Annotated in this window: 20 protein-coding genes, 1 tRNA gene and 1 pseudogene; 19 read left to right on the top strand and 3 right to left on the bottom strand. The window is 46.3% G+C overall.

Annotation, left to right across the window (positions count from 1 at the left end):
- The first annotated feature begins 12 nt into the window (after positions 1–12).
- The 18 genes and pseudogenes from ACOGW3_RS05750 (at position 13) to ACOGW3_RS05665 (ending at position 11875) form a co-directional block, all read left to right on the top strand.
- On the top strand, positions 13–306 hold the full coding sequence (locus tag ACOGW3_RS05750) for a hypothetical protein (RefSeq protein WP_419902088.1): 294 nt from the start codon (positions 13–15) through the stop codon (positions 304–306).
- 485 nt (positions 307–791) lie between these two features.
- The gene (locus ACOGW3_RS05745) at positions 792–1502 is read left to right on the top strand and encodes a hypothetical protein (protein ID WP_419902087.1); all 711 of its coding nucleotides are present in this window, start codon (positions 792–794) and stop codon (positions 1500–1502) included.
- A complete protein-coding gene (locus ACOGW3_RS05740; RefSeq protein WP_419902086.1) occupies positions 1499–1870 on the top strand; it encodes a hypothetical protein in 372 nt (123 codons plus the stop codon). The genes ACOGW3_RS05745 and ACOGW3_RS05740 overlap by 4 nt, the downstream gene beginning before the upstream one ends.
- A 257-nt stretch (positions 1871–2127) precedes the next feature.
- Positions 2128–2448 (top strand): hypothetical protein, encoded by a 321-nt coding sequence (locus tag ACOGW3_RS05735; protein WP_419902085.1) that lies wholly within the window; start codon positions 2128–2130, stop codon positions 2446–2448.
- Positions 2445–2978, top strand: coding sequence for an HNH endonuclease (locus tag ACOGW3_RS05730; protein ID WP_419902084.1), 534 nt, complete (start codon positions 2445–2447; stop codon positions 2976–2978). The genes ACOGW3_RS05735 and ACOGW3_RS05730 overlap by 4 nt, the downstream gene beginning before the upstream one ends.
- Positions 2979–3003: 25 nt before the next feature.
- Entirely contained in the window at positions 3004–3492 is a 489-nt protein-coding gene (locus ACOGW3_RS05725; RefSeq protein ID WP_419902083.1) for a hypothetical protein, read from the top strand.
- On the top strand, positions 3489–3710 hold the full coding sequence (locus tag ACOGW3_RS05720) for a hypothetical protein (RefSeq protein WP_419902082.1): 222 nt from the start codon (positions 3489–3491) through the stop codon (positions 3708–3710). The genes ACOGW3_RS05725 and ACOGW3_RS05720 overlap by 4 nt, the downstream gene beginning before the upstream one ends.
- Positions 3707–3883 carry a hypothetical protein gene (locus ACOGW3_RS05715; RefSeq protein ID WP_419902081.1) on the top strand — a complete coding sequence of 59 codons (177 nt, stop codon included), beginning with the start codon at positions 3707–3709 and terminating at the stop codon, positions 3881–3883. Before ACOGW3_RS05720 ends, ACOGW3_RS05715 begins: the two co-directional genes overlap by 4 nt.
- A gap of 29 nt (positions 3884–3912) precedes the next feature.
- Positions 3913–5997, top strand: coding sequence for an LPD29 domain-containing protein (locus ACOGW3_RS05710; protein WP_419902080.1), 2085 nt, complete (start codon positions 3913–3915; stop codon positions 5995–5997).
- Positions 5998–6092: 95 nt separating this feature from the next.
- Positions 6093–6386 (top strand): hypothetical protein, encoded by a 294-nt coding sequence (locus ACOGW3_RS05705; protein WP_419902079.1) that lies wholly within the window; start codon positions 6093–6095, stop codon positions 6384–6386.
- Positions 6383–6655 (top strand): hypothetical protein, encoded by a 273-nt coding sequence (locus ACOGW3_RS05700; protein WP_419902078.1) that lies wholly within the window; start codon positions 6383–6385, stop codon positions 6653–6655. The genes ACOGW3_RS05705 and ACOGW3_RS05700 overlap by 4 nt, the downstream gene beginning before the upstream one ends.
- Positions 6645–6950: a hypothetical protein gene (locus ACOGW3_RS05695; protein WP_419902077.1), complete on the top strand. Its 306-nt coding sequence runs from the start codon at positions 6645–6647 to the stop codon at positions 6948–6950. Before ACOGW3_RS05700 ends, ACOGW3_RS05695 begins: the two co-directional genes overlap by 11 nt.
- Before the next feature lie 28 nt (positions 6951–6978).
- Complete coding sequence (locus ACOGW3_RS05690) at positions 6979–8226, top strand: hypothetical protein (RefSeq protein ID WP_419902076.1); 1248 nt, start codon at positions 6979–6981, stop codon at positions 8224–8226.
- Positions 8219–8743 carry a hypothetical protein gene (locus ACOGW3_RS05685; protein ID WP_419902075.1) on the top strand — a complete coding sequence of 175 codons (525 nt, stop codon included), beginning with the start codon at positions 8219–8221 and terminating at the stop codon, positions 8741–8743. Before ACOGW3_RS05690 ends, ACOGW3_RS05685 begins: the two co-directional genes overlap by 8 nt.
- Positions 8736–9605, top strand: coding sequence for a hypothetical protein (locus ACOGW3_RS05680; protein ID WP_419902074.1), 870 nt, complete (start codon positions 8736–8738; stop codon positions 9603–9605). Before ACOGW3_RS05685 ends, ACOGW3_RS05680 begins: the two co-directional genes overlap by 8 nt.
- A gap of 571 nt (positions 9606–10176) precedes the next feature.
- Positions 10177–10494, top strand: a complete 318-nt coding sequence (locus ACOGW3_RS05675; RefSeq protein ID WP_419902073.1) for a hypothetical protein — start codon at positions 10177–10179, stop codon at positions 10492–10494.
- Positions 10495–10673: 179 nt separating this feature from the next.
- Positions 10674–10820 (top strand): annotated as a pseudogene (locus ACOGW3_RS05670) (helix-turn-helix domain-containing protein); the annotation flags it as partial.
- Positions 10821–10852: 32 nt separating this feature from the next.
- A complete protein-coding gene (locus tag ACOGW3_RS05665) occupies positions 10853–11875 on the top strand; it encodes a tyrosine-type recombinase/integrase (RefSeq protein ID WP_419902072.1) in 1023 nt (340 codons plus the stop codon).
- Positions 11876–11996: 121 nt separating this feature from the next.
- Here ACOGW3_RS05665 and ACOGW3_RS05660 read toward each other — a convergent pair.
- Positions 11997–12072 (bottom strand) — tRNA-Thr (locus tag ACOGW3_RS05660).
- Positions 12073–12537: 465 nt separating this feature from the next.
- On the opposite strand from ACOGW3_RS05660, the gene ACOGW3_RS05655 reads away from it, so the two are divergent.
- A complete protein-coding gene (locus ACOGW3_RS05655; RefSeq protein ID WP_419902071.1) occupies positions 12538–12756 on the top strand; it encodes a hypothetical protein in 219 nt (72 codons plus the stop codon).
- Between the two features lie 313 nt (positions 12757–13069).
- On the opposite strand, the gene ald is transcribed toward ACOGW3_RS05655, so the two are convergent.
- Positions 13070–14188 carry an alanine dehydrogenase gene (ald, locus tag ACOGW3_RS05650; RefSeq protein ID WP_419902070.1) on the bottom strand — a complete coding sequence of 373 codons (1119 nt, stop codon included), beginning with the start codon at positions 14186–14188 and terminating at the stop codon, positions 13070–13072.
- Positions 14189–14331: 143 nt separating this feature from the next.
- Entirely contained in the window at positions 14332–15621 is a 1290-nt protein-coding gene (locus ACOGW3_RS05645) for an aspartate aminotransferase family protein (protein ID WP_419902069.1), read from the bottom strand.
- Positions 15622–15733: the final 112 nt, after the last annotated feature.

The raw sequence follows: 15733 nt of genomic DNA, 5'->3' as shown, positions 1-15733 counted from the left end.
GAGGATCTTATTGTGAAACACCTATTCAACTGTCCCAACTGCGGTACAGAACACGCCCCTGAAACAAAAACCGGAACCCGTCTCTGTAGTAAGTGCGGGGAGAGTGTTCAGGGAGTACCAGCAATTGCAGCAAGGTACGAAGTTCAAACCGAATTTATCTACGGCTGGGAGAACGTGTGGCGCGTAGATGATGAGCTGCAATATTTCTCAACATTCCAGTCTGCGCTAGATGCGATCCGAGAAGCTATGCAGGATCGTAAAGACGCCAAGATGGACCGAGATCGCTACAGAATTGTAGCAATGTAACCCCAGGTATTACGTAATATCTATCCAATCCGAGAGGATCTTATAATGACCATCTATCAACGCCTCCTTGAGGCGAATTGCGAGCTCGATAATCATGAGAGCGATCTCTACGTTAAATCTACTCCAGAAGCCCGAGAGATCATTCTAAAATATAGGTCTGAAAACCTTCATTCTCCTCTAACAGTTAGAACTTTTAAATCAGAAACAGACGGAACCCCCTGGCTGGATCTTCCGTTTCAGTATGACCCATGGTGGGAGACGAAAGGACTATGAGATACAGGCTCATTTTTCTCATTTTCCTCACCTTGCTTCTAGTTAGTTGTGGAAAGCTTCCCATCTCTGAGGAAGAGGTTCGCTTCATGTGCTCTGATTGGAGAATTGTCCAAGGCTGGTACAAGAACAGCAAGGATCTCTACGTGTATGGGAAGTTCGAAATCTGTGTAATTAAAGAGCAACCTCTATCCAATCCGTGAAGGATCTAATACATGAAAGTTTTAATCGGCTGCGAGACGTCCGGAATTGTCCGTGACGCCTTCCTCGCAAGAGGCCACGACGCTTGGTCGTGTGACCTTCTTCCTGCAGATACAAACACTAATCGCCACATTCAGGACGACGTTCTAAACGTCATCAATATGGACGACTGGGACCTCTTAATGGTCGCGCATCCACCCTGTACCCGCTTGTGTAATAGTGGGGTTCGGTGGCTCAGCTCTCCTCCAAAACGGTTAGAGGCCAGTTACTACACAGATATGGAACGAGCTGCCTATGCTGCGATGAATGAGAAAGAGCGCCTAGCCTTCATGTGGGACGGCCTACGCAAGGGCGTCAAACTATTCTCCTCTTTGTGGAATGCTGATGTCCCCTTAGTCGCGATTGAAAATCCCGTCATGCACAAACACGCTAAGGAACGGATAGATAATTTCCAACCTCATGCTCAAGCCATCCAACCTTGGCAATTTGCAAAGGCAGATGAAACTGAGGACAACGTCAAAAAGAAAACCTGCCTCTGGCTGAAGAACCTTCCAAAGTTAACACCTACAGGGTTACTCGACGGGAGTACTGCCCGAGATGAATGCCATAAGGCCAGCCCGGGTAAAGACCGCTGGAAAGAGAGAAGCAAATTCTTCCCAGGTATTGCTGACGCTATGGCGGATCAGTGGGGCGGATTAACTCTAAATCGAATGAGGGCAGCATGAAAACTCCCTTCTATCCTCACGAACTGGATCTGCACCCAGATAAGGAACGGATCCTGGCTACAGTTGAACATTTTAACCAACCCACAAGTCAGGAAGTTCAAGATCTTGAAAACAAATTATCTGAGGCCGCTGACGAGTTGAGTAGTTTGAAGGCTTCAATCGAAGAGAACCTAATACCTGTTGTAAAGTTTGTAGAGGATCTTCTTAACAAACATAGAGAGGAAGGAGATCTTTTCGAAGATGACTGGGGAATGTTGTTCTTTGCGACAGCTATGCTCTCCAGAGAGGATCTTAATCAAGGGAAAGAGCAACACGAACGGGTAGAGAAAATCTACAACTCAATCCCAAAGAAATCTCCAACCGCCTGACGAGACCGTCAGGTCGAAACGGTCCTAGTGGCCGTCGCGGTTTACCGCCTAATTTTCAATTTTGAAGGTTAGTATTTTCGGAGGGTTCAACATGCTTAAGAAGCTTGTTGTGATCCTTATACGGATACTTGTCCGGCTAATTCTAGATTTGCTGTCAGATTAAGCCGGACAGTGTCCTGTAAGGGGGTAGGGGCCTTTTAGGTTCCTACCGCCCTCCGACAATAACAACAATTCAATCCGAATGGAAGGATCTTATTATGACAAAAGAAATCCCTCAAGAAACTCTCAACTTTGCTACGTCAGCAATGACCCTTTGGGAGACCTACCTGGAAGATCCCACAAGCTACCCATATGTTGAACATCTTCGGGGAGATAATGGAACAGTGGAGCTACGGGACATGTTCGCCCAACTCGTTCCTGCTCTAGATGCAGCGTGGGAAGTCGCAGAGGAGGCGGGTTACGTCGATCCTTTTGATTTTGAGTTCGTTCCCTTGTTCTTGAATGAATGTGTTGACGATGAGTTGCAGGTCAAACCTGACTGGAAAGAGGTCGTATTACGTAATACGAACCGATCATGAGTAAGTATCCCCCTGCCAGTTTGAGCCGCCTATGCCTGGAGCTCGAACAGTTCGCAACATGGCTTAGAGCTGCAGGAGCTGAAATCTTGGAGCCCACCAGTGAGTGGGAAGTACTCCGTTTTCGGGGAAGTACCGGGGTCGGCATCGTTTACACCAATAAACACGGTTCTAGAAGTGTAACTGGAGTATCTAAAGAAGCTTTTGACGCCTACTGCAACGGGGAAAAGTGGGACGGTAAATGTCCTGCAGGGGAACGAACGAAAAGAGGTCAACATTACGATACGCTTGTTAAACGAGATGGAGAGAAGTGCGTCTACTGTGGAACCACTTCTGAGTATCTCACCTTAGAGCATGTCGTATCTCTTAACTGCGGAGGCCCTAACCACATCAACAATCTAGCTCTGGCATGTCGCTCTTGTAATCAAGAGGCCGGACATCTGTCAGCCGTTGAGAAATTCAGAATAGGAGAGAAAAAACTACATCCTGAACCTGAATACGACGGCCTGATGGCTGAATTTATGAACCACTAATCCAATCCGAGAAGGAACTTATTAAATGTTAAAATTAGACCCACAAATTTTCGTAAATAAAATCGTTAAAGCCACCGCCGAACAAGGTTACAAGGTAGAGCTCACACATAAGAATGGGTATGAAGAAGATCACATTTCAACAAGTTGGTTGAATGGAGAACCAGTCTGGGTCATCGCTAACGCGCTGATCAACGGTTATCACGGCAAGTCAGCTATCATTGTTATATTAGAAGAGGTTTTAAAAGATCTTTTCGCTGAAATCGACCACTACAAGAAGGTTCAAAGCGAACTTTCTGAGCAGCTGGATGCTCTTGAAGAAGAGGGGTGCGATGTCGATAGTCAAATCATTAATGATAGAGCACGTATTGACCTTCTTGAAGCTTTACTGAAGAAGTCCCACAGTCTTCACCACAAAACTCGCGCCCTTATTAGCTCAAAAGATACAGCTGACGAAGAGCTGGACAATATGATGAGCCAGATCCGCGAGTGTGTAAAAGTGGAGGACGCGGCATGAGCCACCTCTACGTAGCCCTCAACGATGAGGGACAGTACCTCGTCGTAAGCAGCAGAACGACCCACGTTGGAACCCATACGGATTACTCCTGGGTATCTGATCTCAATCAGGCTTCAACCCTAACTGCCCCTGAGAGAAATCGAGTTAAAAAAGAAGTTCCTCAGATTGTCGCAGTTCTTCAGGCAATGGAGACCCGAAAGGTGAGGTTAGCGGCATGAACTTCAAACTCGTCCTTTTCTTCCTAGCGGGAATTATCGCAGCCGACGCTGGTCACGATACCGGCTATCGGAAAGGAGTTCAGGAACTTCTAACAGTCGCAAAGGCTGACAGTTATTCCCAGTTCTGCACCGTCCTAGGGGACTATCAAGCTTCAGGGATTATTCCCGATTAATTCTAACCCAATCCATTAAGGATCATATTATGACTATCGACACTGCAACCTACATTCTCGAAATCGGTCAACACATTTTCTCAAACCGACACGGCCTCGGATACATTAAAGAAATCCATGGAAAGCAGGATCCTGCCAGCTGCACGAACACTTGTGGAATTATGCTCAGCGGAGGAAGAGCAACCTTCGACATTGTGTTCTTGGAAGGGACACAGAGTACACATATTCCTGAAACCATTCTCCGGGGCGGTGGATATGAAATTCGCGATGGGATTGCGACAGAATATGAAATCGCTGTGGTCCAGCAAGATGTTGATGAACGTCGACAAAAGGAAGCCCAAGAGCAAGAAGATAAACAAGCCCTCTTTAACGCTGAGGTACAACGGCTTAAAACGGATCCAGAACACGCTCATCTTCTTCAGGAAGGTGATACGCTTGCGATGAAAAACATCCGCCTGGATTTGAAGAAACATTTTCCTCACACGAAGTTTTCAGTTCGCAAAGACGGTTACGATGTAGCTCGGATCGGTTGGACCGACGGTCCTACAGTGAAGGTGGTCGACGAGATCGTTGATAGATACCAAGCTGGTAACTTCAATGGGATGGAAGACATCTACGAGCGTAACGTATCCCCCTTTAACCAAGCGTTTGGAGATCTGAAATACGTCTTTACTCAACGGGACTACTCTGCTCTTGCCAACCAAGCTGCAGTAGATCGCTTCATCTCAGAGCATCCAGATGTTGTAGCCTATCAAACAGATTTCTTACCTGTGAACCTTGAGAACTACAGCGCCGGAAAGCTGGGCTCTACTTATCCTGAAGGTTGGGGAGACAGTGTTGGTCGCCAGATTTGTGACTATCGATTTGAGTGGAGCGAGCCTACTCCCGAACTTCCTGAGATAAAACTATCCTACTCTTCCAATTTTGCGATTGAGGAACACACCCACACTAAGAAAGGGTTCCAGATGTTCATTGTCGTGAACTCTGAACGTGTTGAACGGGACGTGTTTGATCAACAGAGAGAGTTGGCAAGAGGCCTCGGTGGTTGGTACTCCAGAAAGTGGGGGAAAACTCCAGCAGGATTTGCCTTCAAGATGTTTGATGACGCTCTATCTTTTTCCCAGCAGATCCAAGGTGAAATAGATACAGAACAACCTGGGGCAAAAGCGCCGGCGCCCAAGAATACAAACTTGGCTGAAAGACTTCGGGAAATGGCGGGTAAACTGCAGAAGTCTATCGACGATAAGTTTGCTGATCGTCGAGAGAACACTCTTAAACAACAACAGCAGGCCGCTTTTGCCCGACAAGAAGGGGAGCGTTTAAAACGTACCCAGACTGTCCTCAACGCTCTTGCTGATATGCACGAGGCTGGAACTGTTCCTTCAGCTCTTATGGCTGTGACAACTAAGAAGGCTGTCTATAAGTTGATGGAGGAAGCTTACGAACCTGCTCAGGGTTATTACAACGTTCCCCACATGCTGGGTAAGCCTTTTTCTGAAACTCCACAAGCAATTGCAGCTTGGGCTCTCCTAAAACCAAAATCAGAAGAAGAGGTGAAAGCAGAAGCTCTTCGTTCCATGGTTGGTGATCTTAAGTTCGCAAATATCCCGGGGTATTTTCCTACTCCAGGTCCGATTGTGGAAATGATGTTGGAACAAGCTGACGTTCGGGCCAATCACTACGTGCTGGAACCCGAAGCTGGTAGTGGTGCTATTGCCGACCTTGTCCGCGATATTACCGAGTTTGTGGATTGCATTGAACCTTGGAACACCCTCCGAGATATTCTTAAGCTCAAAGATCACAACCTCGTTGGTCACGATCTAATGGAGGCGGATCTTACTGAAAAGTATGATCGGATTTTGATGAACCCTCCGTTTGAAAACCAGCAGGATATTGTTCACGTCCGGATGGCTTTCAATTTATTAAAACCTGGAGGCCGACTGGTCGCAATTATGTCACCGGCGCCTTTCTTCCGATCAGGTAAGAAAGCCGAGAGCTTCCGCCAATGGTTCGAAATGTTGGACGGCCACAAGATTGAACTGCCTGAAGGTAGCTTCAAACCTAGTGGTACCGGTGTCTCAACCATCATGATCGTTGTCGACAAGCCCGACTAAATTTTTAAGTACACTATACTTGCGTTTTTAGAGGGGGACGTGGTGCATCCCCCTTGCTATTCTTCAACCCCTAATCCGTGAGGATATTATAAATTATGCCTATTCAATCTGACCTTATGACTTCTGAGGAAGTCCGAAAACTAGACCCGAACTCCTTAAACACAGCTCATGAATGTAAAGGTGCTGAACTCAATCTTCAGCGTGTTCTACTGTGCTTGGAGGTTCAATTTAAACGGTACAAAAGCGGTTACTACGGTTCGGACCGTGGCGAGAACTGGTTCCGTAATGCGACCCATGCTTACGAACAAACGAAGCTGAAGCTTGAGATGATAAAGCATCGGGCTGAAGCAATCCTTCTCTTTAAAGATAAGAAGGAGATTGCAGCATGAGTTTCGTAGCCTTCGTAACCTTAAAGGACAGTATTCCAGCACGCGTCGGAGATTATTCCTCCTGCTGGTCTTCTGCTCGTTCTTTCGAAAGAGAGGGATGTCTTACAGAGGTCCACAATTTTAAGGACTTGAAGTCATCAATCCAGGTTGAAATTGCCACTCTTGAAAATGACAACTTTGCTCACACTAAAGGAAATATGGAGCGGGTTAAGACGCTCAGGAAAACCCTTTCTGAGCTTTCAAAATTGGAGAAAGTGAGTGTCCACTGATATCCAACATTACACGGTAATTCTGCGCGGGGGCGATTTTTCTCCCTCTAACCAACAGTGGCGTGATGTTTTTACACGAGTAGATCTATTCGCCCCCAACAGCGTAGAAGCGGTTGAAGAAGCTGGTGAAGTCGCATTCGACTGGGAAGTTGCACCCAACTATTGGTTTAGTACTCCTGAAGATGCTTCACAGGAGAAAAACACTCTGGAAGAGCAGGGGGATAAACTCACCAGCCTTCGCAGACTTGAAGCTCATGAAGTTTACCCAAGTCGATCACCAGAACAACTACACTAATAAAATCTAATCCATAAAGGATCATATCGTGAATTTAAAAGATGTTTACCTAGCGATTGAGGAAATCGCTACAGTGTCGAGCCGTAACGGCAAGATGGAACTCCTTCGAAAGTATCTGGAGTTTAACCTATTCCAAGAGGTTGTTATTCTCGCCTATCACCCACACAAACGCTTTGGACTAGTACCAACAGAAGAACGGCCAGGGACCGGTGTGGAGAGGCCTTATAACTCTTTAGATCCATTCCTACTAGGAGGGCTTTTAGAGGCTCTTTATCAGAGAGATCTTACAGGTAATAAGGCTGTTCAGGCTGTTGAAGAAATGTACGCCTCACTCTGCCCTGAAGAGGGTATTATTTTAACTCGAATTCTTCGTAAGGATTTACGAGCAGGATTTACAGCTTCAACAGTTAACAAGATCAAGAAGAAGTTGATCCCCGAATTTAAAGTCATGCTGGCTCATAAATACGATCCTAAGAGGATTAAGAGCTGGCCGGTGGCAGTTCAACCTAAGCTGGACGGTTTTCGAACCCTGGTTTACGTAGATCCAGTTGCTCAGGAAGTGAAGTTCTTTTCTCGAAAGGGGAAAGATGACTTCTGCGACTTACCGATCTTACGGGAGGAACTCCTCAAGTTAAACCTGGGTGAGAACAGCTTCTATTTAGATGCTGAAATCACTGACGGAGGTTTTAATGAAACTTCCTCTTCCATCCGTACAAAAACGGGATCCTCTTCCACTGCGGAACTTCACATCTTTGAAATGTTATCCAAGGAAGAATTCCTAAACGGGTCTTCGGTTTCCCAAAACCTACGATACGTCCAGTTAAAGGCTGAGATTGAAGATACATCCTTCATAAAGGTCATCGAACAACATCTGGCCCACACTGATGAGGAAGTTCTCCAGCTCTATGCTGACATGAGAGCCCGGGGTCTGGAAGGCATCATCGTCAAACCATTGGAAGGAACCTACGATACAAAACGGTCTTACAACTGGATGAAGATCAAAGATCAATTGTCAGCCGACATCAAGGTGACAGGTTTCGAAGAAGGGGAGGGGAAATATAGAGGTTCCCTTGGTGCTTTAATCTGCGATTTCAAAGGAGTTGAAACCTCCATCGGCATGGGCTTTACAGATGCTGACCGAGCTCGCTTCTGGGACAATCCTCCAGTCGACCAACTTATTGAAGTTGAGTACCACGAAGAAACACCGGACGGATCCTTAAGACATGCTCGTTTCAAAGGTATCCGTGACGATAAGTCGGAGGTGTCTTATGTCTAATATTTCTCCTGATTACGCCTACTATAAAATAACAGGCGCAGACGTTATCACAGAGATGGACCAGTTTTATGCTGATAGGCTCTCTGCTTTCGACAAGATTAAAGAGTTCGGCGAAACAAAGGGAGCGCAAAACTTTTTCTACGGGAGTTTTGTCAGCGGTTATGCATTCCCAAGGGGAGAAATACCTGAAGGTTGGGTGAGAAACCGATATGTTCGAGACAATGATGCATATCGACCGGGCCTTAAGAATAAGAAATGTTCTGAGGATCTTAAAATCTTCAAAGAGCTGCCCCTTATTCCAAACTCTGGCGTTTTAGCAGAGATACTTCAAACCAGTTCTCAGAGAATTGTAAGGGGTCGCTATATACGCTCTCCTATCTGCGACAAGCATGGAGATCTCCACGTCGTTGGCATTCCTATAGACGATGACGGAAAACATGAACCTCCTAAAGAGGGATGTGAGCTTATGAAAATGTCTGAATACTGGGCTCTGATTGAGGAGTATGGTGATGAGTAGACCTCGGGGATTTATCCACAACTGGAAGCCTAAACCAGCCACCCAGTTACTTATTAAACAGGTCGGTAATATCATTGACGAGAATAGTGATATTTTACCGCTGACCCTTCGTCAGGTCTTCTACATGTTGGTATCCAACTATGATTACGCCAAGACGGAGAAAGACTATAAGCGATTGTGCGAGGTAATGAATAGAGCTCGTAGAGCTCGAATGATACCGATGGATACTATTCGCGACGACGGATTAACCCGGGAAGTTCCTCATTTCTGGGATAATGAACAGCAGCTTGTAAACACGTTTAAAAGCTCCGCCAATAGTTTCAAGCTGGATAGGCAAGAAGATCAGGATCAGCGCCTCCTTGTGTGGTGTGAGGCAGGAGGTATGGTCCCTCAACTTGCCTCTGCTTGTAGGGATTATAGTATAACAGTCCTATCAAGCGGTGGGTTTGATAGTGTAACAACAAAACATAACCTCGCATTAGAACTCTCGAATTACGATAGTGTTGAAATCCTACATATTGGCGACCACGATCCTTCGGGTGTTCACATGTGTAAGAGCTTAGATGAGGATCTACAGGCCTTCATACATGAGTATGGTGGAGAGGTTAATGTAACCCGACTTGCTGTCACTCCAGATCAAGTCGAGAGTATGGGATTGCCTACCGCTCCTCCAAAACCTACGGACAAGCGATCGTTTGATGGTTTAACTACTCAAGCTGAGGCAATCCCTCCAAGAGATCTGAGATCTCTGGTTCAGGAGGCAATCTCAGATCGGATCGATGAATATATCTATCAAAAAGTTCTCTCCAGGGAGTTAGAGATCAGAGATAGCTTGAGTGTACGATTAGACGGTATTGTCTAACCAACTTAATCCATAAAGGATCATATCATGGTATTAAAAGTAACCACACCTAAGGCTAATAAGTCGCACGTTTGTATTGAATGTATGTCAGAGATCCCTAAAGGGGACCATTACGAACGTCGGTCAGGTTTCATCAAATCCGGACAACCTCCAGTGTCATATAAAACATGTATGCCCTGCGCCACCCTTCGTGATGAATTGATCATAGAACCTGATAAAAGTAATATTGGGAAGTTAGCTGAGTTAATTGTGAAAACACCATCTATATGGCCAATGGTTAGTCGTTCACATCCTATCCGGAAGGTGATCTCGCACTCATTGGTCAGAGAGCGAGAACCAGTTGTGAAGCCAAAGCCGAAGTCATTCTTTGAGAAAGTTATCTCTTGGATTGGGTGGTAGAGACTATTTTGAGGAAGCAACCAATCAAGTAAAGGTTGCTTCCAATTGTCTTGGTTCAACCAATTGTCTAGACAAACTAGAAGTAACGCCCATATTAGGAGGTCGTATGCGTAAATTTTATTAAAATCTTAGATATCCAGAAAATCTAAGGAAGCGTTTGGTGTAGTACTTATTGGATAACCTGAGAGCACAGGATGTCCTCAGGGTTATGGAAAGCCTTCAGGATTTTATTCAGAGCTTAACTCCGTGGCCCACTATTCCACTCGTTTTATACATCCTTGCAGAGAATAATAGGGGAAGTTTCCCAACTGTGAAGGAAATTGTTACCCAGGAGTACGCATCGGATGCAACCATAAAGAGAACCTTGAGCCAGATGAGGGTTTATAGCCTTATTGAACTCTATGAAGATGAGAGTGATTATCGTCAAAAACGAGTAATTATCTCAAAAGAGTTTTATAACTTACTAAAAAATAAGATAAATGTGTCGTGAATTAATCGTGAAATTTAGAGATCAATTTGATCCCTAATTCTATTTGCTTACACTTTTTAGGTTAGTTATTTATAGATCACTCCATCTGGAACATATCTAAGTGCGGTACAGCGGTGCTCGCTGGGTTGCAAATCCATAGGATTTTATTCTTTACTATACAACCATCCGGAGACGGACTTATGAATATTCAATACGCAACTGCTTCAGCAGTAGCTGAACGCTTACAATTTTCCCCACGAACAGTACGACGTCTTGCCGCCCAAGGAGAGATCCCTGGCGCTACTCGCGTAGGCACAAAATGGCGTTTCAACGTCGAAGCCTTTGAACAGTGGTGTAAGGAGAAAGAAGAGGAAACAAGATGTCAAACTTCACGCTTTACAAAAGGCCAAGGAGCCCAAACTGGTATTACCGTTTCTTCTACAATAACGTCGAAATTCGAGGATCTACTCGGACCAGCAAAAGGTGGGAAGCGGAAAAGTACGCCGAAGAAAAATACCAAGAACATGAAGCATTAGCTCAGGGGGAGACGCGCCTACCTTATAAAGAGGCCGTTGTGCGCTTTTTCGAGGACTGCTGCGGCGATAAGCGTGAAAAGACTGTTGATAACTACAAATATAATGCTCGCAACTGGCGCTCCACTCTTGAGGATCTTTATTTAGACGAGATCGATACGACTACTTTGAAAACCTACGTCCAGAAGCGGAAGAAGGAGGAGGTTAGCGATACGACTATTCGTCGCGACCTATCTTTCCTATCCACATTGTTCTCACACATGGAGGACTATCCGGACGGACCTACAGAGAATCCAGTTAAGGCTCTCAATAAGAAAAGGTTGAAAGAAGTACGTCGGGAACGTTTTCTGAGTAAGGCTGAGTATAAGCAGCTCCACAAGGCTGTAGAGAACGAGATGCACAAAGCAATCCTTGAACTGGCTGTTGAAACGGGGATGCGTAGAGAGGAGTTAATGAGGTTAGAATGGGGCCACATTGACTTCCAGAAGCGATCACTACATATAGCGATATCCAAAAACGGTACTAAGCGGGATGTTCCGCTTTCACCTGAAGCGATCCGCACACTTTCCCGCACAGTAAAACACCCAACCTGTAAGAAGGTATTCTGGCATGGGAACCCCGACGGTAAAGCCAGCGGATACTCGACCTTCAAAAATTGGTTTAATCCTGCTGTAGAAAAAGCAAAAATTGAGGACTTTAGGTTTCACGATCTTCGTCACACCTTTGCAACTTGGTGGGAACAGAGAAGAGGGCGTGAAAACGCTCTTAATAAAATCATGGGACATAAGACGTCAAAAATGACGAAGTCTTACGTTCATTTGACCTTCGAAGATATACAAGAGGAGATGGATAGAATTTATGAAGAGTGAGGTCATTACGACCTTTTGCGGTCGTTGTGACTGGCACACTAGGTGGCACACAAGCCCCTGATTTTAACAAACAAGAAGTCGATAAAAGAGGAGTAAGACAATGATATATAAAGAAGAAAAGTGGTGCCTCCACCAGGACTTGAACCCGGAACCCCCTGATTACAAATCAGGTGCTCTACCAGTTGAGCTATAGAGGCACATAGGTCGTACACGTTGTTTTCTTGTCTGACTGTGTTTGACAGTCACCGTGTCGACGAGGCGGAATTTAGGTGATTCGTTTGAATTACTCAAGAGGAAAATTACAAAAAAATGATTTTTTTTAAATATTATCTAAGTAGCTGATATTGCTTGGTAAATTTTGCGTTGTTTCGACCGTTTGTTATCTCGTCGTCGTCGTTATGTTTTAGAGGTCGGTAAAATTCAATGTTACCAACGGCTTCACCAGGCTTGTTAACCATATTTTGGAATCGGAGGAATAGTGAGTTTCGGTTAACAGACTGATTTATAGGATAAAAATATTCTGCGAATGTTATGGTTAACATTATGTAAAGTTTTTCATCACAGGAATGCCCTAGCTTTGCCCCCACCATGCTACACCCTTTTTTTGTTAAAGGCCCTAGTATGGATTTCATCACAGGATGGAATGCCGAGGGTGTTTACACATGGAAATGAAAACAGAGTTTCTTGATCACAAAACCGATTTATCACTAGAGGGTATAGATCTTACGACTGCTGCTCGTCTGGGGGCGCATACGCTACCAGAGCGCGGTCGCCTGTCATATGGAGATTTGATGGATATCGATCTGTGCTCTGCACCTCTATTGGATACAACGGGTTTAAGCGACGTGCTTAGCGGTGATCTCTCTGGCCTGATTTCTTGATGCTCGACTTTCCTAATCTTTCTTGTTCCTGTTGATTCCTGAGGGTGTGATAGCTTGCGCCTTGGGGCTCCCTGCCGTAGCAATGCAAGATAATGCTGTGGCTACAACTGCTAAAAAACCTTCTTAAGCGATAGGGCTTGAGAAGGTTTTTTAGTTTTGGAAATAAACAGCTATCCCGCAAATTAAAAAGCAGGTTTAAAAAGCGGAATAAGAAAAAGGCAGCTGAAATCAGCTGCCTTTTAGTTTGCTCGGACGCCTCAGTCCTTGCAAAAGATCTCCTGCCTATAAACACTGGAGATCAGCTTTTTTAAAATTACATGCCAAGGGCTTTCGCGCCTGGTACGTATTCCATGCCGTGAGCTTCTGCTACGGGCTCACAGGTTACTTTACCGAAAGCAACGTTCAGGCCTTCCATCAAATGTGGATCGTCTGCGAGTGCTTTTTTGTAGCCTTTGTTTGCCAGTGCCAATGCAAATGGCAGGGTGGCATTGTTCAGCGCAATTGTAGAAGTACGGGCAACGGCACCAGGCATGTTCGCAACACAGTAGTGGATGATGCCATCAACTTCGTATGTCGGATCCTGGTGAGTTGTCGCGTGGGATGTTTCAAAGCAACCGCCCTGATCAATCGCGATATCAACAAGAACGGAACCCGGACGCATTTTGCTAAGAAGCTTGCGGCTCACCAGTTTAGGAGCAGAAGCGCCAGGAACCAGAACAGCACCAATTACGAGGTCAGCGTCGGAGACGTATTTCTCAATGGCATCCTGTGTGGAATAAACCACTTTCAATTTGTTGCCATAGAGGCTGTTAAGCTCGTCAATGCGGGGGAGGGAGCGGTCGAGGATCGTAACTTCAGCTTCCAGACCCATGGCCATACGCGCGGCGTGAGTACCGGAAACACCACCACCGATGATGACAACCTTACCCGGAGCAACACCTGGGACACCACCAAGAAGAACACCAGAGCCGTTAGCCGCTTTGTGCAGGCTGTTGGCGCCGACGTGTACGGACATACGGCCGGCAACTTCTGACATTGGGCGCAGGAGAGGGAGCGTGCCTTTTTTGTCGGTCACGGTTTCGTAAGCAACGGCAACACAACCGGATTCTACCAAACCATGAGTTTGCGGCGCATCCGGTGCCAGATGAAGGTAAGTGAACAGCAACTGACCTTCGCGGAGCTGCTTGTATTCAACTTCTTGTGGCTCTTTAACCTTTACGACCATTTCCGCCTTAGCGAAAATTTCTGCTGCTGTTCCAACGATAGAAGCACCAGCTGTTTCGTAATCAGTATCTGTAAAGCCAATGCCACCCCCGGCATTGGTTTCAACAATAACCTGGTGACCGTTGTGAACGAGCTCACGTACTGAGCCTGGGACCAAACCAACACGATACTCGTGGTTTTTGATCTCCTTGGGAACACCAATCAACATGACTTCTCTTTCCTTATCTGTCGCACAAACTGCAGTTTCTCTATTTTTAGTGAGATTATTTCCAGCAGTTGGTTCTTAGTAGGTGCAGACCAATCATTTTGATGGGTCCACACCGGTTATCCGCACTGTATTTTTACAGGCAGTTAGTCCAAATCGTTCAATACGCTCTGGATTGTTTCAAAAATTTGGTCAATTTGACCTTTTTCAATAATCAACGGTGGGGACAGGGCAATGATGTCGCCGGTTGTCCGGATGAGAACACCTTTTTCAAAGCACTTGCGGAAAGCTTCATAAGCGCGTTGTCCAACGGCTCCGGGGCGTGATTCCAGCTCGATCGCACCGATAAGGCCAAGATTACGGATATCAATGACATGGCGTGTGCCTTTGAGAGCATGCGCGGCATTGCCCCAATAGCCTTCTAATTCCTGTGCGCGTTCAAAGAGACCTTCTTCTTTGTAAGTCTCCAGTGTAGCAAGACCAGCTGCAGCAGCAACGGGGTGTCCGGAATAGGTGTAGCCGTGGAACAGCTCGATTGTGCTGTTCGGATCGTTGTCTGCTGCTTGTTCAAACGCATCATAGATGCCTTCGCGACAGATAACGCCACCCATTGGGATCGTTCCGTTGGTCAGGCCTTTGGCACAGGTGATCAAATCAGGTTTAACGCCAAATTTATCAACCGCGAACGGTGTGCCAAGGCGGCCAAATCCGGTGATGACCTCATCAAAGATCAAAAGGATGCCGTGTTTGTCACAAGTCGCGCGCAGTTTTTCGAGGTACCCTTTTGGTGGCATCAGAACGCCGGTAGAACCAGCCATAGGCTCTACGATGACGGCGGCAATTGTTGAAGGATCGTGCAGCGCGCAAATACGCTCGAGATCATCGGCAAGATGGGCGCCCCATTCTGGTTGGCCAACGGTGTAAGCCTGCTTTTCCAGATTGTGAGTGTGTGGGAGGTGATCAACGCCAGCGAGGAGGGTGCCAAAAACGTTACGGTTTTTAACAATACCGCCCACGGAAATGCCGCCGAAGCCTGTACCGTGATACCCGCGCTCACGACCAATCAAACGCGTACGCTGACCTTCGCCGCGGGCTCTGTGATAGGCGAGGGCGATCTTTAGCGCTGAATCCACTGCTTCTGAACCGGAGTTGCAGAAGAACATGTGATCATAGCCATCAAGCATTGAGGTTACGCGAGAGGCGAGTTCGAAGGCAAGCGGATGGCCAAGTTGGAAGGTCGGCGCAAAGTCGAGCTTGGCGATGGTTTCCTGAACGGCCTTGGTGATGCGATCACATCCGTGACCCGCATTACAGCACCAGAGGCCAGCAGTCCCGTCGAGGACTTCGTTACCTTCGATGGTGGTGTAGTGCATGCCTTTGGCACTGGTGAGCATTAAAGGCTCTTTCTTATAATGCCTGTTCCAGGTGAAGGGCATCCAGAAAGCGTCCAGATTATTAGGTGATCTATCGAATTCGTTATTTAAAGGTAGGTCGCTCATTCCGCCTGCCTCCCATGTTCAGTGTTTCACGTTGATGCTTGTGCATCGC

This window comes from Kiloniella sp. (genome assembly GCF_965205715.1).
Lineage (GTDB): Bacteria > Pseudomonadota > Alphaproteobacteria > Kiloniellales > Kiloniellaceae > Kiloniella.
This window is presented reverse-complemented; position numbering and strand designations above follow the sequence as displayed.

What these genes read in the sequence shown, in the direction of transcription:
- ACOGW3_RS05720 (WP_419902082.1), top strand. Translation starts at nt 3,489, where the DNA reads ATGAGCCACCTCTACGTAGCCCTCAACGATGAGGGACAGTACCTCGTC.
- ACOGW3_RS05710 (WP_419902080.1), top strand. Translation starts at nt 3,913, where the DNA reads ATGACTATCGACACTGCAACCTACATTCTCGAAATCGGTCAACACATT.
- ACOGW3_RS05705 (WP_419902079.1), top strand. Translation starts at nt 6,093, where the DNA reads ATGCCTATTCAATCTGACCTTATGACTTCTGAGGAAGTCCGAAAACTA.
- ACOGW3_RS05665 (WP_419902072.1), top strand. Translation starts at nt 10,853, where the DNA reads ATGTCAAACTTCACGCTTTACAAAAGGCCAAGGAGCCCAAACTGGTAT.
- ACOGW3_RS05645 (WP_419902069.1), bottom strand. Translation starts at nt 15,621, where the DNA reads ATGCCCTTCACCTGGAACAGGCATTATAAGAAAGAGCCTTTAATGCTC.
- ald (WP_419902070.1), bottom strand. Translation starts at nt 14,188, where the DNA reads ATGTTGATTGGTGTTCCCAAGGAGATCAAAAACCACGAGTATCGTGTT.
- ACOGW3_RS05740 (WP_419902086.1), top strand. Translation starts at nt 1,499, where the DNA reads ATGAAAACTCCCTTCTATCCTCACGAACTGGATCTGCACCCAGATAAG.
- ACOGW3_RS05725 (WP_419902083.1), top strand. Translation starts at nt 3,004, where the DNA reads ATGTTAAAATTAGACCCACAAATTTTCGTAAATAAAATCGTTAAAGCC.
- ACOGW3_RS05745 (WP_419902087.1), top strand. Translation starts at nt 792, where the DNA reads ATGAAAGTTTTAATCGGCTGCGAGACGTCCGGAATTGTCCGTGACGCC.
- ACOGW3_RS05685 (WP_419902075.1), top strand. Translation starts at nt 8,219, where the DNA reads ATGTCTAATATTTCTCCTGATTACGCCTACTATAAAATAACAGGCGCA.
- ACOGW3_RS05655 (WP_419902071.1), top strand. Translation starts at nt 12,538, where the DNA reads ATGGAAATGAAAACAGAGTTTCTTGATCACAAAACCGATTTATCACTA.
- ACOGW3_RS05730 (WP_419902084.1), top strand. Translation starts at nt 2,445, where the DNA reads ATGAGTAAGTATCCCCCTGCCAGTTTGAGCCGCCTATGCCTGGAGCTC.
- ACOGW3_RS05735 (WP_419902085.1), top strand. Translation starts at nt 2,128, where the DNA reads ATGACAAAAGAAATCCCTCAAGAAACTCTCAACTTTGCTACGTCAGCA.
- ACOGW3_RS05700 (WP_419902078.1), top strand. Translation starts at nt 6,383, where the DNA reads ATGAGTTTCGTAGCCTTCGTAACCTTAAAGGACAGTATTCCAGCACGC.
- ACOGW3_RS05715 (WP_419902081.1), top strand. Translation starts at nt 3,707, where the DNA reads ATGAACTTCAAACTCGTCCTTTTCTTCCTAGCGGGAATTATCGCAGCC.
- ACOGW3_RS05680 (WP_419902074.1), top strand. Translation starts at nt 8,736, where the DNA reads ATGAGTAGACCTCGGGGATTTATCCACAACTGGAAGCCTAAACCAGCC.